We start from the raw sequence: 22538 nt of genomic DNA on the forward strand, positions 1-22538 counted from the left end.
TTGGTTTTTATAGGAATATTTTTAATACAAATTTTCTAATAACAAAATCCAAACAAAGTAATAATAATGCAGCTAATACATAGTTGAAAAATTCTTCATGCTTCTTCTCATACTCATATACTTCTATTTTAGATTTTTCTAATTTATCAATTTCTTCATAAATTCTACTCAAAGAATTATTATCCGTAGCTCTGAAGTATTTACCGCCGGTAATTGTAGATATCTGTCTCATAAGATCTTCGTCTATGTTTACTTCCATTTGTTGATATCTTTTATTACCGAAAATATCTTGAGCCGGGTATGGAGCCATTCCGTTTGTACCAACTCCTACCGTATAAACTCTGATACCGAAGGTTTTAGCTATTTCAGCTGCCGAAGCCGGATCGATAGAGCCCGCATTATTCACACCATCGGTAAGTAAGATAATAACTTTACTAATAGCATCACTTTCTTTTAAACGCAGTACGGAAGTTGCCAGTCCGCTACCGATTGCGGTTCCGTCTTCAATCATTCCGATTCTGATTTCTTTAAAGAGACTTTTAAGAACAGTGTGGTCGGTAGTTAACGGGCATTGAGTAAACGATTCGCCGGCAAAAACAACCAAACCGATTCTATCGTTCGGTCTCTGATCAATAAAATCAATAGCAACTTTCTTTGCAGCATCCAACCTATTAGGTTTAAAATCCTCAGCAAGCATACTACTCGAAATATCCATAGTCATAATAATGTCTATACCTTCGACATTCATGGTTTTGTTCTTTTCACTGGATTGCGGTCGAGCTAAAGCAATGACCAGCAAAGCAATGATTATCATTTCTATTCCGAACAGAACGTGAATGAGAATTTCTTTATAAGTTACTCGTTTTCTACCTGTTGAATGTACATCGGATATTTGCAAAGCAGGATATGACTTTCTCAGCTTTAATACATATAATACAATTATCAAAGGTATTAAAAGCAGCAAGTAGAAGCATTCAGGATTTGCAAATTCAATGTTATTCCACATTTTCTTCCTTAGATTTTAACTCGGAAATATATTTCCAAGAGCCGTTAACAAAATCGTACGCATCTTTTAATATTTTCATATTCTCATCCGCTTCAGTAGTGCCTTTGGCAAACTTCACCATATCAGAAGTAATAAAAATATTATAAGCTAATTTGTATAAATCCTCTTGATATTTATCGTTTTTCTTCATCAAATCGAAAATATCATCGGTGATCATTTCAACAGCAGGAATATCGAAGGTTCCCGCTATATATTCACGCAAAATATCAGTAATTTCACTATAATACTCCTTAATCTGCCCCGATTGCCAGAGCTTTTTATTTTCCAGAGCATATAAAGAATCAATTGCCAGTCTGTTTGGCGGTATAATAGGTTTCGAACGCGTTACAATTGGCAACTTCCTATGTTTTTTAATATAGTAAATCAGAAATACAATCAATCCAATTACAATCAATATTAATAATACAAATCCCGATTTTCTTGCAACTTCGGCAAAAGTAACGGGAAGATTCAATATCGGAGAAATAGGAAGAATATTTCCGGTTGAATCTACTTCTACCGTTTGAACTTCAAAAAGTAAGGCATTAGTTTCAAAAAATTCCTCTATTCCGTTTTGATTTTTAATTTTAAATTCGAAAGGAGGAATTACGTAATAACCCGAATCGAATGAAATAAGTGTAAGATTCTGAATATATTGATACTGACTTTTGGAAACAATAGTATCAACATACGTTCTTTCAACAATTTCTATTTCAGTTACAATAGTATCGCCTATTTGCGGCCATTCGATTGAATCGATTTTTCCGTTTGAAATTACCGATAGTTGCAAATTGCTGTGTTCACCTATTAACACGTTGTTTTTGTCAAGTGTTGCTGAAACATTGATATCCTGTTGTGCAAAAACAATCAGACAGAGAAATAACGTATATAATAAAAGAACTGCTTTTCTCATAATCTTAATACCTGCTTTCTCTTACCTTAAAAAGTTTCATAAGTTCCTTAACATAATCCCTGTCTGTTCTCAGAAAAGCATGATCAACTCCGCATCTCAAAAATAATTTTGAGATCTCCGTATTTTTATCTCTCCACCATTGCGAATATTCATTTCTAACAGTTTTAGAAGATGTATCCATCCAAGTTGTTTTCCCTTCTTCCTTATCAAAAACCCTTACCATTCCTACATTAGGAATATCATATTCGCGTGGATCCGTAATTCTAAGCGCAACAATATCATGCTTATACTTTGCAATTCTAAGAGCATTCTCAAAATCAGGAGAAATAAAATCCGACAGAACAAAGCAGGTTGTTTTCTTTTTCATTGAATTTGTAAGAAAACGTAATGCTTCGGCAATATCCGTTTTTTGACTTTCAGGTTTGAAATCAATTAGTTCTCTAATAATTCTAAGAATATGGGTAGAACCCTTTTTCGGCGGAATAAATTTTTCGATTTTATCTGAAAAAAAGATAACTCCGACCTTATCATTATTACTAATAGCCGAAAAAGAAAGAACAGCAGCCACTTCAGTAATGACATCTTCTTTAAGACAATTTTTGGAACCGAATTCATTGGATCCGCTGACATCAACCAGAAGCATAACCGTAAGTTCACGTTCTTCCTCAAAAATTTTCACAAAAGGTCTATTATAGCGCGCAGTAACATTCCAATCAATATTTCTCGTGTCGTCACCATATTCATATTCCCTCACTTCACTAAAAGCCATACCTCTACCTTTAAAAGCACTATGATATTGTCCGGCAAATATTTGCTGGGATAATCCGCGACTTTTTATTTCGATTTTTTTGACCTTTTTGAGAATTTCTTTGGTATTCACTTCAAAATAAATATTAAGTGTTACTAAAAGAATAGAATTAAATAAATACTATTAAGGTACCTCAACTCTATTTAATATTTCATTGATAATATTATCCGAAGTAATATTTTCGGCTTCGGCTTCATAAGATAAACCTATGCGATGTCTGAGAACGTCGTATGCAACAGCTCTGACATCTTCGGGAATAACATAGCCTCTTCTTTTGATGAATGCGTAGCCCTTAGCAGCAAGCGCAAGACCGATAGAGGCACGCGGAGATGCACCGTAACTTATCATTGATGCATAATCTTCCATTTTATACTTCTCGGGATAACGCGAAGCGAAGACTATATCCGTGATATAAGTTTCTATCTTTTCGTCAAGATAAATAGATCTTGCAATTTCTTTCAACTCAATAATATCCTCAAGTTTAACAATTTTATTACACTTTGGATACCCGCTGAGAATATTTTGGCGCAGGATAAGTTTTTCTTCTTCTTTACTCGGATAACCTACTACTACTTTCAACATAAATCTATCCACTTGGGCTTCCGGCAAAGGATAAGTACCTTCTTGTTCGATCGGATTTTGTGTTGCCATAACTAAGAAGGGATTATCCAATTTAAAAGTTTTATCACCTATAGTAACTTGTCTCTCCTGCATAGCTTCCAGCAATGCACTTTGTACTTTGGCCGGAGACCTGTTAATCTCATCGGCAAGAATAAAATTAGCGAAAATCGGACCTTTTTTAACTTCAAAAGATTCGCTTTTCGGACTATATATCATTGTGCCTATTAAGTCGGCAGGAAGTAGGTCCGGAGTAAATTGGATTCTACTAAAAGAAGCATTGATAGTATCTGATAGTGATTTTATAGCCAATGTTTTAGCAAGTCCTGGTACACCTTCAAGGAGAATATGACCTTCCATCAACAAACCGATCAAAAGTCTTTCAGTCATATACTTTTGACCGATAATCACTTTATTCATTTCGAGTAAAATTGAATCGATAATTGAGCTACGTTCAATTATCAACTCATTAAGTTCTCTGATATTCGCGTTCATGTTTCGATAATTTTTTGCAAAAATATTATTTCATTACTTGAATAACAAATTAATCACTGTTAAATTATGTTAAGTGTTTGATTTTCAAAATATTTATCGAAAGGATAATTAATTTTTCAAAAAAATTCTCTTTTTAAATTATTTTTTACAAAAAATGTTATAAATTTGTAGATTGAAATATTATAGAAATATTCTATGTGGTATTGATTTGCAATTTTTTAATAAAGAAATAAATAGAAAAAAATAATAGCTTATGAAAATCAAACATTTACGATTCAAATTTTTTGCAATATCTTTGGGTGCTGCATTATTTTTGTTAACTACTGCTTTTATAGCGAATAACTTTATTAGCAGTAAATCTGATAAACAAGTAAATTATTATCAGTCGGAACATGAATATCTGAATTCATTGCGTATGAATCCGAAGACTGGTACCGTTTCTCCTACCGATTATGCTAAAGCGTTGAAAGAAGTACAAAAATACCGCGCTAACAATGCTAATAAAAGTAGTGAATTAATTTGGGAAAATGAAGGTCCTGATAATTTAGCAGGAAGAATGCGTAGTACACTTCGTGTTGAATCCGGTGATAAAGCATATTGGTATGCAGGCAGTGTTAGTGGTGGTTTATGGCGATTGGAAGAAGGATCTCAAGTATGGAGCATCGTTTCAGAAAGCGTAAACAGTTTAAATGTCAGCAGTATGCATCAATCTACCGATGGAACATTATATATTGGGACAGGAGAAAGTTTCTATAGTGAAGATTTTAACTTATTACCTGGTTTTAAAGGAAGAGGAATTTATAAATCTTCAAACGGAGTTGATTTCACTGTTATTGCATCTACAGTTCCTACTGAAAATGCCGTATACGGAGAAGATTGGTTTTATATCAACAAAATTACAACTATTAACAACAGATTATTTGTCGGTACAAATACCGGATTAAATGTTTCTGACCTTCAAGGAAGTTCTTGGACAATTGCTAAAACCTCCGACGGACAAGAATTAACCGGTGAATGTAACGAATTAGTTTCCATGAATAATGCTATTGCTGCATTTGTTGACGGATTAGCATATATATCTGTTAATGGAGATCCTAATAATTTCGTATGTATCTCAACAAAATATGAAGAAAGCGGTACAATATATAATTCAACTATGTTACCGAAAAATAACATAGGTAGAGTATGTTTTGCATTTGCTCCGTCAAATCCTGATTACTTATATGCGATTGCAATTAGTTCCGATGCAAGTAACAGGGGTAAACTTGAAAATATTTATCGTTCTGTAAAGGGTAATAACGGCTGGACAAATTGGACTGCTATCGGACCGGGTGGAAGTACACATATGTTCTATGTTTTTGAATCTAACGGATTATATTCGTCAGCTATTGCTATTGATCCGGATAATGAAAATAGAATATTTATCGGCGGCAACGATTTATGGAGAGGTGACTACGTAGAAGGCGGTGAGTTATATCAATGGACTCAACTAACTACTTACAAATCTTTATACTCCAGTGCATACGTTCCAAGCAATCATTTTTCTTATTTAATAGATAGCAGCGGCAACATTGCCATTGCATGTGAAAATGGTATTTATGTTTTCAATAATTCGACACTTAGAGCCTCATCTCGTAATATTAACTTAACTACATCTCAATTTTATACTGTCTCTGCTAACTACAAAGGTAATGTTTACGGTGGTACGCAAGGTAACGGTACAGTATTAATTGATCCTAATACAAGTATAAGCGGTAAAGGCGGAGAGAACGTAGTTCCAAGTATTAGTTTAAGCACAGGCGAAGACTTTAATGCTTTCAATATCGGAGGCTATGTTCATAATAGTATGATAAATCCAATAGGTGTTATTGTATCAATAAACGGTAATGATGATATAAAGGATGAAAGTATTTCTATTTATGCTTATTTTGGCGGAAAACAACGTTTGACAATTTATCGTTATGACGATCAAATGCCGCAAAATATCTCATATTGGCTCGATGGTAGTGATCCTATAAAACCTATAGAAGACAGTGCTTCATATATTACTCCATCTATTTTATGGGAAAACTTTAATTATACACAAAGCAGAGATAGTGTTGATTTTACCGCAGATAAAGATTATGTTATAGGTGATAAAGTCTATGCCGCAAGTAAAAATGCTTATTATCCTATTGAAGTAATATTAGAAGAAAATTTAAGCGAAGGTCAAACAATTAGAGTTCAAGATATAGTTGCTTCAAAATTCTTTGTAGGAGTAAACAGTTCAATTTTTATGACAACCGAAGCCTCTAATTTTAATAGAGATTTTAGAAATGATAACCCATGGTGGACTATATCAAGCAGTAAGCTCGGTGGTATTCAAGGAACTCCGCAATGTTTAGGTTTATCAAAAGATGCCAATTATTTATATGTAGGTACAAAAGACGGTAAATTATATAAATTATCTAATATTGCTGCTGCATATAATACTGAAACAGCAAATGTAGGATCTAACCTCTATGCTACCAGCGGCACTGTTACGGCAAATCCATACTGCGTTGTAAATACCTCCTTAATTGCTGATTTCGGTGATAGAGTTATTACTTCGGTTTCAGTTCATCCGAATAACTCTCAAATTGTTGTTGTTACTTTAGGTAATTATGGTTTTGATGATTATGTTTACATTACAAAAGATGCTTTGGAAAAAGAGCCGACTTTTAATAAAGTTAATAGTTTGCATCTTGCTCATGCACCGATTTATACTTCAATATTTGTTGAAGGTGTAGAAAATAATGATAACATGTTTATGATAGGTACGGACTTCGGAATTTGGAGCACTTCTGATATCACAGGAAATCAAGTAGAATGGATTGAAGAAGAAGCCGGTATTGGTGAACTACCTGTATTTATGTTAAAACAACAAAATGTTCAAACTGATAACGGTAAACCTGTATACTATGACGGACAAGAATTGTATATTAGCAATTACAGAGGTATTTATGCCGCAACTTTCGGTGGAGGTGTCTTCAAATGTACAAATTTAGTTAAAACAGGTGTAACAGGTATTGATGATCCCGTAATCGCTAATAATGATAACGATATTAATATTTATCCTAATCCGGCAAAAGATTATGTAAATATTTCTATTGAAACAGATTCTAACGTTGATGCAACTTTATATATATATAATGTATCTGGGAAACTCGTAAATGTTATGACTAAACGTTCATTTTCCGACAAAGTAACATTTACTTTAAATACTTCTAACATGCAAAATGGTACTTATATTGCTAAAATTGATGTACCTAATTGCAAATCTAAAACTTCAAAATTTATCGTTGTAAAATAATTAAAAACAAATGAAAATGAAAAAAATATTTATAACTATATGTATATCATTATTTGCATTATCTCTTTCTGCACAAATTAAATCATATACACCAACATTAACATCTCCGGAATCCGGCACAATTAATACAATGCCGATTACTCTTATGGATTGGGAATCAATTGCCGGATATCCAAATCTTAAATATGAGATTCATATTAGCGACCAAGCTGATTTTAGTAATATTTTATTTGAACTTGAAACTGAAAGTTCGGCAATTAAATCACCTGTTCTAAAATTCAACAGTGAATATTTTTGGAGAGTAAGAGCTATTGATGATAAAGATGAATCCGAATGGTCTGAAGTAAGGAGTTTTGTTACTTTAAATGAAATAAATGTAACAGCGCCCATTGCTAATGCGCTTCAAGTAAATCCAAGACCCACGTATAGATGGATCTCTTATGGTAATATTGATTTTGAAGGAATTTCGCAAATAGAAATAGTTATTTGTGATTCAGATGATTTCGATGAAGATAATCCTAGCTATCAAGAAAATTTTATTCATAAAGATTCCAGTGCTTTTAGTGCCAGAGTAGCTACAGTACATAACTTAAACTTCAACACGGTATATTATTGGAGAGTTCGTCTATATAATGATACTAACGGTGAAATGGCCGATATTTCTAGCTGGTCGGAAACAAAATCATTTACTACAGTTCAAAAAAATACTCCAAAAAGTCCGTCTAATAACGGCACTGGCATTGACCCTATGGTTGACTTAGAACTAACTACCAATTTTACCCCTCCTTGCGTATATATATTTCAAATTGATACTGATGAAAACTTTTCATCACCAAATGAATATACGTCTACTTCAATAAAATTAACTAATTATGATACTTTATTATTTAATACCGAATATTTCTGGCGCGTTAAAATGACTTATGGAAACTCTGTTTCTGAATGGACAGATACTTGGGGATTTACCACTCTTAATTATCCAAGGCAAAGGGAACCTTTAGATAATGCATCTATAACAAATGCTTCTAACTTCACTATTGATAATATTGGCGGTAGCAGTCATTATATATTTCAAGTGTCTGCATCATCAAGTTTCCCCGATGAAGAAACATATATTGCAACTTTTGATCATATCGTAGGCACAAGACCTACAATCTATATTAATAATTATGTTGATTTTGATCCTCAGGAAAATACAACTTATTATTGGAGAGCGAAGGCATTTAACATTTATAATGAAACCGAATGGTGTGCTGCAAGAAGATTCTCTTATATAAATGTGGCAGGTATTGATGATTATCTAACACTTGAAACAACTATTTATCCTAATCCAAATAGCGGTAACTTTAAATTAGAAGTAAATTCTTCAATAAATAATGCTGTTATTCGTGTATATGACCTTACGGGAAGAATTCGTTATAATGAAACTGTTAACCTTATTGAAGGTAATGCTCATAACATTAATGTTAATCTTTCAAAAGGTTTATATATACTTGAGATTAATAATAATGGTATAAGAACAAATAAAAAGTTCACAGTACAATAATAAGCTTTCAAAAATCACAATAAAAAAAGCTGCTAAATTTTAGCAGCTTTTTTTATTGATCAAGCAAAAAATCTTTTCAATTTGTTTTTTCCTTTAATCCCATATTTTCACAATCATATTATTTGTTATATCTCTTTCCAAAAATAATATTAAGATAAAATGAGAAGAAAACATTTTTAGAGTCATTGTCTGCCATTACAGGAACACCTATTGGGAAAATATTAACCATACCTCCTACCTCTATTCCTTTTACAACACTATTATATTGTCCGTACTCAAAATAAAAACCTATATTACCATAAAATCCGGGATATATTTTTAATTCGGTTATTCCTTTAAGGTATGGACCTCTTCCTCTTATATTATTCGAACTATGTATCTCGGGATCATATTTTTCTAACACAGCATCACTATATATGTCATTTTCATCTTCTGACACATACAAGTAAACAGGTACTGCAAAACAAATACTTGGCCCAAAAGAATACGCCAATTGAATTTCTACTCCTCCCCATGAAGGTTTACGTGTAATTTTATAAACATTACCATATCCTCCGCGCAGAAAAAAAATTTCATTTAATTTGGCATATTTAAATGGTCTGTAACCGGGAAATAACAGAGAATACACTCTTTCTTCCTTAATATCCCAATAAACAGAAAAATTTATTTCAAAAAATGTAGCTTTAAATGCATCTTTAATCTTAGATTGTCTATATGCAGCTCCAAATCCATTACTATTAATATTTACTATGCCTATCCTATCACGATTGTATAATATATTAGCTTCCGATTCATTATTTTCCTGTGCATTAACAAAAGGAATAAAGCAAATCAGCAATAAACAAGCCGCAATAAATCGGCTGTATTTCATTATTTATCTACCTGAAATTTAGAAACTTCACCATAAGCAGCACAACTTTGCTGCGACTTACAAGAACTTAACGCAAACACTAAAATAACCGCACTCACAATTATTAATAATTTCTTCATTATATTCAATTTTTTAGCAAAAGTAATATTTTTTTTATCATATAACGTTCTAAAATGCTATTTTTGTATTTTTAATGCTATGGAAACCATAAAACCTAAAATACACGAGTCGTGGCTTAATGTGTTAAACGAAGAATTTAACAAGGAGTATTTCATTAATCTTAAAGAATTCCTTCATACAGAAAGAAAGAAATACCGTATTTTTCCTCCCGGAAATAAAATATTTGCCGCCTATGATACAACTCCTTTCGATAACATTAAAGCAGTAATAATAGGTCAAGATCCTTATCACGGTTATAATCAGGCTAATGGGTTATGCTTCTCTGTAAACCCACCTGTTGAAATGCCACCATCATTAATTAATATTTTTAAAGAATTGAAAGATGATTTAGGGTATGAAATTCCTAAATACGGTGATCTTACGAAATGGGCAAATGAAGGAGTACTACTATTAAACGCGGTTTTAACCGTCAGAGAAAACCAAGCCGGTTCTCATAGAGATCATGGTTGGGAAAATTTTACCAATGCAACAATTAAAGCCATTTCAGATAAAAAAGAAAATATAGTATTTATTTTATGGGGAAATTATGCAAAAGAGAAAATCTCTTTGATTGACTCATCAAAACATTATATACTAACGGCGGCTCATCCTTCACCTCTATCCGCAAATCGTGGAGGTTTCTTCGGCTGTAAACATTTTTCAAAAACAAATTCTTTCTTAATAAGTAAAGGGCTAAAACCTATTAATTGGAATTTAAACTAATAATTTATGAATCAGAATAATTCAAAAGGTTTTATTTATGGCATTCATCCGCTTATTGAAGCAATTGAGGCCGGAAAAGAAATAGAAAAGATTTTTATTAAAAAAGATACGAATTCCCAACAGTATTCGCAATTATTAAAACTTATCAGGGAAAACAATTTACCGTATCAATATGTTCCTATTGAAAAATTAAATAGAATAACACGAAAGAATCATCAGGGAGTTATTGCATACATTTCTCCAATTGCATATGATAATATAGAACAAATAATTCCGACTTTATTTGAAGAAGGATCAATACCTTTAGTATTAATCCTCGACGGTATTACCGATGTAAGGAATTTCGGAGCAATCTGCCGTACCGCCGAATGTGCGGGTGTAAATGCTATTATATATGCTGAAAAAGGAAGCGCAATAATCAATGAAGATACGGTTAAAACCTCAGCGGGTGCAATTCTAAATATTCCGATATGTAAGGTTAAAAATCTTACTAAAACAGTAAAATTTCTTACCGAATGCGGATTAAACATTATTGCCTGCACGGAAAAAACCGACAAAACTTATTATCATTTAAATTACACGGAACCTACTGCTGTTATTATGGGTTCCGAAGGTGAGGGTATTTCTTTCGAATTAAGAAGATTGGCACAACAGGAAGCAGCAATTCCCTTGTTCGGTAAAACCGAATCTCTAAATGTTTCCTGTGCTACAGCAATAATTCTTTATGAAATTGTCCGCCAACGCTCAATGGGAGAATGACATTTCGTTTATATTTCTATTAATGATATTAAAAATATTTGATACTAAATATATTATATAATATGAAGAAAAACATAATAATCTTTTGTTGTTTACTGGTTTTGATATTTACTTCTTGCAGAAAAACTGAAAAATATTACGATTATTTCGGTAAAATTACTAGCGAAATTCAAATGAAAAATGGAGTTCCCGACGGTGTTGCAAAGTTTTATTTTCAAGACGGGAAAAATATAAATGCGATAAGTAATTACAAAAACGGTAAACTTGAAGGAGGAACAACACGTTGGTATTATAACGGACTTAAGGAATATGAAGAATTTTATACAAATGACCAATTACACGGCACAAGAAAAGCTTGGGATAAAAATGGAAATTTAATTTTAGAAGAAGAATATACCCATGGAGAACTTAATGGTATTTCAAGAACATGGTATTCTAACGGCCAAATTAAGATAGATGCATATTATTTAGATGGGATGCCGCACGGTAATTGGGTATTTTATGACAGTAACGGAATTCATGTCGGTTATGCTGAATTTGAAAATGGAAACGGCACACAAATAAGTTTAAATCCTAATGGAACAATTAGCAAAGTTATTCATTATGAAGGCGGAATAAAAATTGACGAGGAATAAAAACAAAAAAACATAATTTTGAGAAAAAAAAGCAATTAAACCTTTGAAAATCGAAAAATAAAACTAAACTTTGCAAAAAATTTAATAAATTCAATAGTATTTAGACTTCATTCTATATACTATTAAAAACCAATAAATTACATAAAAATAATTAAGTATGAACGTAGAAAAAATCATGCAAGATTTGACAGCAAAGCATTCACATGAACCTGAATACTTACAAGCTGTTCACGAGGTATTAGAATCTATTGTTGACGTTTACAATGCTAATCCTCAATTTGAAAAAGCAAAAATCATTGAAAGAATGGTTGAACCTGATCGTATCTTTACTTTCAAAGTAAGTTGGGTTGATGACAAAGGTGAAGCTCAAGTTAATCTTGGATACCGTGTTCAATTCAACGGCGCTATTGGTCCTTACAAGGGTGGTCTTCGTTTTCACCCAAGCGTAAATTTAAGTATTCTTAAATTTTTAGGATTCGAACAAACTTTCAAAAACAGCTTAACATCATTACCTATGGGTGGTGGTAAAGGCGGATCTGATTTTAATCCTAAAGGTAAATCAGACGGTGAAATCATGCGCTTCTGCCAAGCTTTCATGCTTGAATTATGGCATCATATCGGTCCTGAAACAGACGTTCCTGCAGGCGATATTGGTGTTGGAGCTCGCGAAATTGGCTATATGTACGGAATGTACAAAAAATTAGCTCAAGATCATACCGGCGTTTTAACGGGTAAAGGTCTTAATTGGGGTGGATCATTAATTCGTCCGGAAGCTACAGGTTTTGGTGGAGTTTATTTCGTAGACCATATGTTAAAAACTCAAAATATTGACATAAAAGGTAAAACAGTTTCTTGCTCCGGTTTTGGTAATGTTGCTTGGGGTGCTGCTCTTAAAGCTACTGAATTAGGTGCTAAAGTTGTTGCTATTTCAGGTCCTGACGGATATATTTATGATGAAGCAGGTATTAGTGGAGAAAAAATTAACTATATGCTTGACTTACGTAATTCAAACCAAGATATAGTTGCTCCTTACGCACAGAAATTTTCTGGATCTAAATTCGTAGCAGGTAAAAAACCTTGGGAAGTAAAAGTTGATATCGCTCTTCCATGTGCAACTCAAAACGAACTTAACGGAGAAGATGCAGCAACTCTTATTAAAAACGGTGTAATTTGTGTTGGTGAAATTTCTAACATGGGTTGTACTCCTGAAGCTATTGAAGCTTTCCAAAAAGCAAAAGTACTTTTTGCTCCTGGTAAAGCTGTAAATGCCGGTGGTGTTGCGACTTCTGGTCTTGAAATGAGCCAAAATAGCTTAAAATTAAGCTGGACAAGAGAAGAAGTTGATGCTCGTTTAAAACAAATAATGGAAAATATCCATACAGCATGTGTGAAATACGGAAAACAAGCTGATGGCTACATCAATTATGTAAAAGGTGCAAACATCGCAGGTTTCTTAAAAGTTGCTAATGCAATGTTAGATCTTGGAGTTATTTAATAGGGCTCAATACAAATAAATTTAGCGCGGAATTGATGACTTGTTCTCTTTTCCGCGCTTTTAATTAGTATAAGTATGAAACAACTCTTCGACATGTTTTTCACATTTGCCAAAATAGGGACCTTCACTATTGGAGGCGGTTGGGCAATGATTCCCTTAATCGAAAAAGATGTCGTTGAGAAGAAAAAATGGATTGAAAAAGAAGAGTTTATCGATATTCTTGCTATTTCACAATCGCTTCCGGGAATTCTCGCAGTAAATACAGCAATTTTCATAGGTTATAAAGTAAAGAAAGTCGCAGGTAGTATTGTTTGTTTGCTGGCAACAATTTTACCTTCATTTTTGATAATTCTTTTTATTGCAATATTTTTCCGGCAGTTTCAAAATAATCCTACTGTTGTCAGTATTTTTAAAGGAATCAGACCAGCTGTCGTAGCATTAATTTTAGCACCTGTTTTTACGACTGCTAAAAGCGCTAAAATAAATATCAAAAATATTTTCATTCCTGTTTGTGCCGCTTTACTTATTTGGTTGTGCGGTGTTTCTCCTGTGTGGATAATTCTTGTTGCAGGAATTGGCGGAATTGTGTGGTATTTTATCTTTCAACAAAAAATATTAAAGCATAAAAAGGAAAAAGGAACGAAAACATAAAAAGGACAAATTGAAATTATTAATAAAAAATATTTAACCTTAACAATAATCATCTAAATATTTCGTGACTTTGTATCTTTCTATGATACATTATATTATCAACAAATTATCTATCTCCAAATAGAACTTATAACTCAAAACTTAAACATGTTATATCTACAACTTTTCTGGACATATTTTAAAATCGGACTTTTGAGTTTTGGTGGCGGATATGCCATGCTTTCGTTTATTCAAACAGAAGTTGTTGAAAAGCATCAGTGGATAAGCATGGAGGAGTTTACAGATATTGTTGCAATCTCACAAATGACTCCCGGCCCTATCGGAATTAATTCGGCTACTTATATCGGTTACACTGTTACAGGAAATGTTTGGGGCTCTGTTATTGCAACTCTTGCGGTATGTATTCCTTCCTTAATAATAGTTCTTACTATATCTTATTATTACAATAAATTTAGAAATAATAAAATTTTCAATGCGGCATTATCCGGATTACGTCCTGCAGCGGTCGGATTAATTGCAGCGGCAGTATTGCTTCTTATTACACCACAAAACTTTATTGATTATAAAAGTTGGATAATTTTCGGCGTTTCCTTTTTATTAGTATATTTCGCCAAATTACATCCTATTGTGTTAATTCTTCTCGCCGGCGGTGTCGGGTATTTGCTCTACTGACGATTTCAGACTCTTTTTTGCAGTCCAAATTGCCGCATTAAATTCAAATCCGATAATCAGAGCTATTGCACATGTTTTCAGCAAAACTAAAAATATTATCATAGCTCCCAAGGAGCCATATAAATAATTATAATTATTAAAATTAACAATATATATTCTAAAAATATAAGCGCCAAGTCCTATAATCACAACCGCAATAAAAGCTCCGGGCGACCATAACTTAAATACTTTTTTCTCTCCTCCGGGCGAATAATAATAGATAAAGGAAATTATAGCTATTGAGAAAAACATCAGCAAACTCAACTTAATTAATCTAAATAACCATACTAACAATTGTCCGCCTAAAGTAGCTTCATTAATAAATTTTACATAAGCCGTTTGATACGAAAGAATCAATACTATGATTATTAGTAAAATAAATATTATCACAGCGAAAATCAAAGAAATAATTCTCATAACCCACCAAGGTCTATCAAGTACTGCCTGATAAGAATTGTTCAGCGATTTCATCATAGTACTCAATCCCTTTGAAGCAAAGAAAAGCAAGATCAAAAATGAAATTGAAGTCAACCCGATTTTCGGTCGGGAAAAAGATTCCTCAAACATTGATATTAGATAAGATGTAGCTTCAAAAGTAAAGATACTTGAAAATGTTTCCACAATAATTTCCATATCTATAGGGAAATACGGAATTAAAGTTGCCAATGCCAAAACAAACGGGAATAATGCAATAAAAAACTGGAATGCAATTGCCGAAGCACGTGAGTCCAGAAACCCGTAATGCATGCCGTTAACAAAATTTTTCAGTACATCGTAATATCTCGCTCCCTGACACCATTTCGGGTATCTATGTTTTGCCCGTTCAATGTATCTCTTAAGGAATTTGCTGTTCTCAAGCGACAACCACAAATCTGTCTTTTCTCGCATTAATTTAGTTTTTATGAAACGCAAAGATAGGAAAATAATTATAATGTATAATTGACTATTACAAAACAGAATAAATCAATAAAACAACTGAAATTAAAAGTTATAATTACTCTATTTATTATGAATAGATCTTTTAAATACATGCATTAATTCTCTCATTGTTCCCATTATCAATTGTCAATTGATTTCCCTATCTTTGCAGCATGAAAATTACTTTTTTGCTATGCGGAAAAACTTCGGAGAAATGGATTTCGGAAGGAATAAATTTATATTCGAAACGAATTAAAAATTATATTTCTTTTGAAGAAAAAATTCTTCCGGATTTAAAAAACAGTTCAAAACTATCTGTTATTGAAATAAAAAGTAAAGAAGGGGAACAAATTTTAAATGAATTAGATGTTTCGGATTTTTTAATCCTTCTGGATGAAAACGGAAATACTTTTTCATCAATTTCTTTCGCAAATGAACTTCAAAAACTTATGAATACGGGAAGAAAAAGATTTGTATTCTTAGTTGGTGGCCCTTATGGGTTTTCTCCTGAAGTTTTTAAACGAGCAAACATGAAAATATCATTATCGGAAATGACTTTCTCACATCAAATCATAAGAGTAATTTTTCTCGAACAATTATACAGAGCATTCACAATTTTAAATAATGAACCTTATCATCATCAATAATGAATTATGTTGAAGTAGATAACCTTTATAAATCTTTTGCCGAAAAAGTTCTTTTCGAAGATATTTCTTTTAAGATTGAAAAAGGAGAGAAGATTGCTTTGATTGCCAAAAACGGCACGGGAAAAACTACGCTAATTAATATCATCTTAGGTAACGAACTGCCTGATAACGGAAAAATTTTACTTAGAGATGATATTCATATCAACTTTCTAAATCAAGACACTAACTTAAATCCGGCACTTACGATTTTTGAGACCATCTTTGAATCTGAGAACAGTTTTGTAAAATGTATTAAAAATTACCAAAAGAGTTTATCTGATTATGAAGAAGATAACAGCAAAACTGAAGAACTTGAAAACGCAATTGCTATGATGGATTCTCACGATGCCTGGAATTACGAGAATAAAATAAAAGAAATCCTTCATATTTTTGAGATTCCTGATTTCGATGAAATGGTTGGTAATCTGTCTGGCGGACAACAGAAACGGCTTGCTTTAGCTAAAGTTCTTATAGACAAATGCGATTTGTTGTTTTTAGATGAACCGACAAATCATCTTGATATCGGTATGATTGAATGGCTCGAGAGTTATCTTATTAAGGAGAAAATAACTTTATTTTTGATTTCTCACGACAGATATTTTATTGATAACATCTGCGATGTTATTTTCGAGCTTGATGATCATAAACTTTACAGATACAAGAGCAGCGCCGCCGGCTCGGAAATGAGTAATCGTAATGTCGAATATGAAGTAGAAAAACTTCATAAACCCAAAGGCGCCTACAGTAATTTTCTCGTAAAGAAAGCCGAACGGGAAGAAATGGAAGTGAAAAGTATTGAAAAAGCAAGAAATAGATATAAGGTTGAACTTGATTGGATGAGAAGGCAACCACAAGCAAGGCAACATAAATCGAAAAAAAGAATCGAAACATTTTACGAAATAGAAAAAGTTGCAAAGCAAACAATTCGTAATGACAAATATAATTTTAATGTTGAAGCAACTCGACTCGGAAAGAAAATAATGGAGATTTATAATCTTTCTAAGTCTTACGGACAAAAGAAATTAATCAGTAATTTTTCATATACTTTTATGAAAGATGATAAGATTGGTATTATCGGAAAAAACGGAGCAGGAAAATCTACTTTCTTTAAATTACTTACCAAACAGATAAAACCGGATTCCGGAAGGATTATTACCGGAGATACTTTACGTATAGGTTATTTCGGACAAGAAGGATTACTGTTCAATAATGAAAAGAAGATTATTGATATTGTCAAGGAGTTTACCGAAGTTGTGAATATTGACAGTAAAGAAATCGGTGCATCACAATTTCTAACATGGTTTAATTTCCCGCCGGCCGTACAGCATAATAAATACGGAAAACTCAGCGGCGGCGAAAAACGCAGATTCTACTTATTACTCATACTACTCCAGCAACCGAATTTTCTGATTCTTGATGAACCGACTAATGACTTGGATATTCAAACATTAAATCTTCTTGAAGAATTTCTGGAAACTTATGAGGGTGTTTTGTTAATAGCATCTCATGATCGACTCTTCTTAGACAAACTCTCAAATCATATTTTCGCTTTCGAAGGAGACGGCATTATAAAAGATTTTCCCGGTAATTATTCACAATACGTCGAATGGAAAGTCAAAAAAACACTTAAGGAGAAACAAGTAAAAAAGGAAATCAAACAAGCCGAGATTGTAAATGAACCTAAAGAAAACAATGCTGTCAGAAAAGCCACATTTAAGGAGAAAAAAGAATATGATGAGTTAACAAATAAAATAGAATTATTAGAAGCAGAGAAAAAGGATATAATAAATAAGCTAAACGAAATACAAGATCCTGTGAAATTGGATTCATTAAGCAAGCGTTATGCTGAAATTGAAGAAGAATTAACTTTGATGGAAAATCGTTGGCTGGAATTAGCTGAAATTATTGAAGGATAATAACCTTTATTATCAATTGTGTGATACAAATTGTAACTCACGAAAATTTTTCAACTTTGTAAAAAAGAATATTTAACGATAATTTCTTATATCTAAACTAAAAAAATTATGTCAGAAGTTCTGAATTCAAAACTAAAAATTTTCTTTCAATTTAGCTATCGTTCCTATAGGATCTTCAGATGCAAAAACAGTATTTCCGGCAACAAGTACGTTTGCTCCGTGTTTAATTAATTTATTTTTATTATCAAGAGTTACACCGCCATCCACCTCAACATAACAATCGGCATTTCTTCTTGTCATCAAATCTCTCAATTGATCAAGTTTATGATATGTATTTTCAATAAATTTCTGTCCTCCGAAGCCAGGATTTACAGACATCAGTAAAACCATATCAACATCTATAATAATATCTTCCAGAACATTAACCGGTGTTGACGGATTTAAAACCACTCCGGCTTTCATACCCAAATCCTTAATTGCATAAACCGTACGATGTAGATGTGTACAAGCTTCGTATTGAACCGATAAAATATCAGCGCCTGCTTCCTTGAAAGAAGCAAGATATCTTTCCGGTTGAACTATCATTAAATGTACATCAAGAGGTTTCTTTGCGAACCTTTTAATATGTTTTATTACCGGTTGCCCAAAAGAAATATTCGGCACAAAAACACCGTCCATCACATCAACATGAAACCAATCGGCTTCGCTGTTGTTAATCATTTCAATATCCTTAATCAGATTAGAAAAATCGGCAGATAATAAAGATGGTGCAATTAAAGGTTTCATTATAATAAATTTATCCGTGTTTCTAATTTAAATCATCAAACATAATCACATTGTAAACATTTATTTCCGGGAACAATATCGTTATATGATTTTTATTCTTCCTCATTATAGCCTAAAATACTCAACATGTCATCTACGGTTTGTTCGTGACGGAAAACATAATCGAAGAAATTTCCTTTTTCGTCACGATCAATAATAACATGTTTCGGCGCCGGAATCAGGCAATGTTTAATACCTCCGTAACCACTAATCGAGTCCTGGTAAGCTCCGGTATGAAAAAAACCGAGATAAAGCGCTTCCGGATCGTGAGATTCTATATCAGGAAGTAATAATTGCTGATTAAAGTCTTCCGAATTATAATAATCGGAATGGTCGCAACTAATTCCTCCGATATTTATCTTAGTATAAGGATTATACCATTTATTTATCGGTAACAGAATAAACTTTTCATTTAATGACCAAGCATCGGGAATGGTATTCATCAAACTATTATCAACCATATACCATTTTTCTTTATCGTTTTGTTGTTTAGTATCAACAACTTTAAAAATCGTAGCGCCGCTTTCTCCAACTGTAAATTTTCCGAATTCGGTAAAAATATTCGGTTCTTCAATATGTTCGTTAGCACAAACTTCTTTAATATTTTTAACGATTTCCTTAATCATGTATTCATAATCATACTCAAAACCGAGATGATTCCTAATCGGAAATCCGCCGCCAAGATTAAACGAATTAAGTTGCGGGCATTCTTTTTTTAATTCGGCATAAATTGAAAGAGCCTTATTGAAAACGCCCCAATAATACATACTGTCTTTAATTCCCGAATCAACAAAGAAATGAAGCATTTTAAGTTCAATATTCGATTGTGATTTGATTTTATTGCGATAAACATTTAGAATAGCGCTTGGCGGTAATCCCAGACGAGAGGTATAGTATGCGGATTGCGGTTCTTCTTCGATAGCCATTCTCATACCGAGTTTTATTTTCTGATTTCCCACAAGAGGAAGCAGTCTGTCTAACTCATTTTCACTATCGAGTACTATTATCGAATTTTTAAATCCGAGTTTTTGAAGATTTAATATTTTTTGAAGATATTCTTCCGATTTATAACCATTATGCACAATAATACGATCTTTGCTCAGCTCACCGTTTTTGTGAAGTTTTACAATAAGATCAATATCGAAAGAAGAAGATGTTTCCAAATGTACATCATGCTTAAGTGCAGCACTAATAACATGATAGAAGTGACAACATTTCGTGCAATAACAAAAATGATATTTCCCGGAATAATTATTTGCATTGATAGCACGGTTAAATAGATTTCGTGCCTTTTTTATTTGTTCACCTATTTTCGGAAGATAAATCAACCGAAAAGGCGTACCGTATTTATTGATTAGATATTGAAGTGAAATTCCGTGGAAAGTGAGGTATTCTCCTCTCAGATCAAAACCTTCCTGAGGAAAGTAATAAGTCTGTTCAATTAAGTTAAAATACGAATTCTTCATTGCTAGAGCATAAAAAATAAAATTATATTAAACATAAATTATTGGTCGGCAAAGATAACATAATAATTGACAATTGACAATTGAGAACTGAGAATTTTTTGGATGAGACTGATAGAGCCTCAAATAAATAAAGCCTGTTGTGTAATTTTAACACTAATAAAATTTTCTTTCAATCAAAATATTTTTAAATCCTTTTAATATTTTCATTCAACAGGATTTTTTTAATTCATAATTTTTAACTCTGTTTTTATCAATTCATAGTTAGCTTTACCCGTTCCCATACAACCATTATATCACTCCAAAAGTTTTTAAACTGACAAACAAATGCATCTATTAATCCCATTTGAATTGTAAGGAGAACGATTGTTACATTGAAAGCCATAAACGCAAATATAAATACATAAGACGTAAATAATCCGAATTCGCGGATATCAGTCTGATGTGCTCCCATCTGACTGAAGAAACATGTTAAATGAAACGCCAAGGTAAACCCTAATAAAATATCAAAAATATAAAGATATTCTTCGGCACAGATTATACGTATAATACAAAACAGATATGTGTAAATAGGTAAACAATAGGGAGCTAATGAAATAAAAATATTTTTACGGTAGCGACCGCTATGATAAATTTCACCTTCACCCTCTCCCGCCCTAAACGAATGTATCTTTCGAAAAAACATTAAACCTACAACTGTATGCGACAATTCATGCGTAAAAGTCTGGAACCATCTCTTGTTTTTATTCAAAATCAAACGTAATATAAAATAAACGCCCATTCCAATTCCAAACCACATATAAGCCTTATAATCCTTAAATACATAGTAATAAAAGGTTTCACCAAGTTGATAGATGCTGAGAGCGAAAAATATAATCAGGAGTATATATAATATTACTTTAAAGAAAACTTTCATCATAAACATAAATAATTTTTCAAAGATATGTAATAATTCCGATTAAAGGTTTGTTTTGATTTCGCAGGCATGAGATTTACTGATTAAGTTAAGAGCAAGATTTTCAATTTAACAATAACTCTTATTATTTATCCATAAATTTTTATATTTTTGCATCTTAATTATTAAACTGCAATATTTATGATAAATAATTAATAATTATAATTTTAACAATCAAAACAAACTCGTCATGAACAAAAGAAATTTAATTATTGCAAGTATTATCATACTTTTTGCTACTACTTTATTTTCATCCTGTAATAAAGAAAAAAAATATAAGGAATTAATCGTAGGCACTTGGTTAAATCTCAACGAAAACGATTACAACAGTTCTTCTATTATCACTTTTAATGAGAGTAAAGCTGTTTTTCAAAACGCTTACTACGTTAGTGAAAGTGCTGGTTATAGCTGGTATGCGAGCAATGCTTTCGATTATTCAATTGAAAAAGATATTATTACTATCAGTGGGAAAACGGAAAGCGGAATTGATTTTTACTCTGAAATAAGAATTGATAAGTTAGACAAAAATGAAGCATCTCTTACAACTTTGGCATACACTCTTAATGAGGTATCAATGCCGGATGAATTACATTCGTTTAATGTTACAAATGTCGAAGAAAACTCAGTAGCTCTTATCGGTGCATGGAGTTTGGTTGAATGCAACTGCGAATCTGATGAATTGGATGCGGTTTATTATCATTTTCAAGAAAATAATAAAGTTGTTTCTTACGAGAAGTACAATGGAGAATGGACTGCTTATGAACATGAAAGTTATTACTGCTACGGAAATTTCTTAGGATGGTTGTATAAAAATTCAACTAATGTAAATGATCCTAATATTTTTGAAGCTTATGTTTTTGAAAAAGATAATGATAAGATGACATTTACGGGCTTACATGGGGATATTTCCAGAACCATTATTATTGAAAAAATTGATTTGACGGAATTACCTACCACAAGTAAATCTGAAATTATAGAACGATAATTTTATCAAGACTTCTTGATTAAGAAAGCC

General features: G+C 32.3%; 20 protein-coding genes. 11 read left to right on the forward strand and 9 right to left on the reverse strand.

What is annotated here, in order from left to right:
* Positions 1-7 precede the first annotated feature (7 nt).
* Genes LBP67_05935 through LBP67_05950 form a run of 4 tightly spaced genes read right to left on the reverse strand, consistent with a single transcriptional unit; the run spans position 8 to position 3879 of the window.
* Positions 8-994, reverse strand: a complete 987-nt coding sequence (locus LBP67_05935; protein ID MDR2084515.1) for a VWA domain-containing protein — start codon at positions 992-994, stop codon at positions 8-10.
* A 1-nt stretch (position 995) separates the two neighbouring features.
* Positions 996-1958, reverse strand: a complete 963-nt coding sequence (locus LBP67_05940) for a BatD family protein (protein MDR2084516.1) — start codon at positions 1956-1958, stop codon at positions 996-998.
* A gap of 4 nt (positions 1959-1962) precedes the next feature.
* Positions 1963-2838, reverse strand: a complete 876-nt coding sequence (locus LBP67_05945) for a DUF58 domain-containing protein (GenBank protein MDR2084517.1) — start codon at positions 2836-2838, stop codon at positions 1963-1965.
* A gap of 51 nt (positions 2839-2889) precedes the next feature.
* Positions 2890-3879 (reverse strand): AAA family ATPase, encoded by a 990-nt coding sequence (locus LBP67_05950; protein MDR2084518.1) that lies wholly within the window; start codon positions 3877-3879, stop codon positions 2890-2892.
* A 253-nt stretch (positions 3880-4132) separates the two neighbouring features.
* Between LBP67_05950 and LBP67_05955 the strand changes: the two genes are divergently transcribed.
* On the forward strand, positions 4133-7210 hold the full coding sequence (locus tag LBP67_05955) for a T9SS type A sorting domain-containing protein (GenBank protein MDR2084519.1): 3078 nt from the start codon (positions 4133-4135) through the stop codon (positions 7208-7210).
* 16 nt (positions 7211-7226) lie between these two features.
* Positions 7227-8756, forward strand: a complete 1530-nt coding sequence (locus LBP67_05960) for a T9SS type A sorting domain-containing protein (protein MDR2084520.1) — start codon at positions 7227-7229, stop codon at positions 8754-8756.
* Positions 8757-8874: 118 nt separating this feature from the next.
* Here LBP67_05960 and LBP67_05965 read toward each other — a convergent pair whose 3' ends face one another.
* The gene (locus LBP67_05965; GenBank protein MDR2084521.1) at positions 8875-9627 is read right to left on the reverse strand and encodes a hypothetical protein; all 753 of its coding nucleotides are present in this window, start codon (positions 9625-9627) and stop codon (positions 8875-8877) included.
* Positions 9628-9834: 207 nt separating this feature from the next.
* Between LBP67_05965 and ung the strand changes: the two genes are divergently transcribed.
* The 6 genes from ung (at position 9835) to LBP67_05995 (ending at position 14721) form a co-directional block, all read left to right on the forward strand.
* A complete protein-coding gene (ung, locus tag LBP67_05970) occupies positions 9835-10509 on the forward strand; it encodes a uracil-DNA glycosylase (GenBank protein ID MDR2084522.1) in 675 nt (224 codons plus the stop codon).
* Positions 10510-10515: 6 nt separating this feature from the next.
* A complete protein-coding gene (gene rlmB / locus LBP67_05975) occupies positions 10516-11268 on the forward strand; it encodes a 23S rRNA (guanosine(2251)-2'-O)-methyltransferase RlmB (GenBank protein ID MDR2084523.1) in 753 nt (250 codons plus the stop codon).
* Between the two features lie 62 nt (positions 11269-11330).
* Complete coding sequence (locus LBP67_05980) at positions 11331-11903, forward strand: toxin-antitoxin system YwqK family antitoxin (GenBank protein ID MDR2084524.1); 573 nt, start codon at positions 11331-11333, stop codon at positions 11901-11903.
* Positions 11904-12060: 157 nt separating this feature from the next.
* The gene (gdhA, locus tag LBP67_05985) at positions 12061-13398 is read left to right on the forward strand and encodes an NADP-specific glutamate dehydrogenase (protein MDR2084525.1); all 1338 of its coding nucleotides are present in this window, start codon (positions 12061-12063) and stop codon (positions 13396-13398) included.
* 75 nt (positions 13399-13473) lie between these two features.
* Positions 13474-14049 carry a chromate transporter gene (locus LBP67_05990; protein MDR2084526.1) on the forward strand — a complete coding sequence of 192 codons (576 nt, stop codon included), beginning with the start codon at positions 13474-13476 and terminating at the stop codon, positions 14047-14049.
* Positions 14050-14196: 147 nt separating this feature from the next.
* Positions 14197-14721, forward strand: coding sequence for a chromate transporter (locus LBP67_05995; GenBank protein ID MDR2084527.1), 525 nt, complete (start codon positions 14197-14199; stop codon positions 14719-14721).
* Here the strand turns inward: LBP67_05995 and LBP67_06000 are convergent.
* Positions 14680-15648 carry a YihY/virulence factor BrkB family protein gene (locus LBP67_06000; GenBank protein MDR2084528.1) on the reverse strand — a complete coding sequence of 323 codons (969 nt, stop codon included), beginning with the start codon at positions 15646-15648 and terminating at the stop codon, positions 14680-14682. The two genes, LBP67_05995 and LBP67_06000, sit on opposite strands and share 42 nt — an antisense overlap.
* A gap of 203 nt (positions 15649-15851) precedes the next feature.
* On the opposite strand from LBP67_06000, the gene rlmH reads away from it, so the two are divergent.
* Both rlmH and LBP67_06010 read left to right on the forward strand, forming a co-directional pair.
* Positions 15852-16325: a 23S rRNA (pseudouridine(1915)-N(3))-methyltransferase RlmH gene (gene rlmH, locus LBP67_06005; GenBank protein MDR2084529.1), complete on the forward strand. Its 474-nt coding sequence runs from the start codon at positions 15852-15854 to the stop codon at positions 16323-16325.
* The gene (locus LBP67_06010) at positions 16325-18280 is read left to right on the forward strand and encodes an ABC-F family ATP-binding cassette domain-containing protein (protein MDR2084530.1); all 1956 of its coding nucleotides are present in this window, start codon (positions 16325-16327) and stop codon (positions 18278-18280) included. Before rlmH ends, LBP67_06010 begins: the two co-directional genes overlap by 1 nt.
* A 132-nt stretch (positions 18281-18412) precedes the next feature.
* Here LBP67_06010 and rpe read toward each other — a convergent pair whose 3' ends face one another.
* From rpe to LBP67_06025, 3 genes are all read right to left on the reverse strand, one after another.
* Positions 18413-19066 carry a ribulose-phosphate 3-epimerase gene (gene rpe / locus LBP67_06015; protein ID MDR2084531.1) on the reverse strand — a complete coding sequence of 218 codons (654 nt, stop codon included), beginning with the start codon at positions 19064-19066 and terminating at the stop codon, positions 18413-18415.
* A gap of 92 nt (positions 19067-19158) precedes the next feature.
* Entirely contained in the window at positions 19159-20571 is a 1413-nt protein-coding gene (locus tag LBP67_06020) for an arginine decarboxylase (GenBank protein ID MDR2084532.1), read from the reverse strand.
* Positions 20572-20821: 250 nt separating this feature from the next.
* Positions 20822-21487, reverse strand: coding sequence for a hypothetical protein (locus LBP67_06025; GenBank protein MDR2084533.1), 666 nt, complete (start codon positions 21485-21487; stop codon positions 20822-20824).
* A 226-nt stretch (positions 21488-21713) separates the two neighbouring features.
* Between LBP67_06025 and LBP67_06030 the strand changes: the two genes are divergently transcribed.
* A complete protein-coding gene (locus tag LBP67_06030) occupies positions 21714-22508 on the forward strand; it encodes a hypothetical protein (GenBank protein ID MDR2084534.1) in 795 nt (264 codons plus the stop codon).
* Positions 22509-22538 lie beyond the last annotated feature (30 nt).

Source organism: Bacteroidales bacterium (assembly GCA_031276035.1).
Classification (GTDB): Bacteria; Bacteroidota; Bacteroidia; order Bacteroidales; family BM520; genus RGIG7150.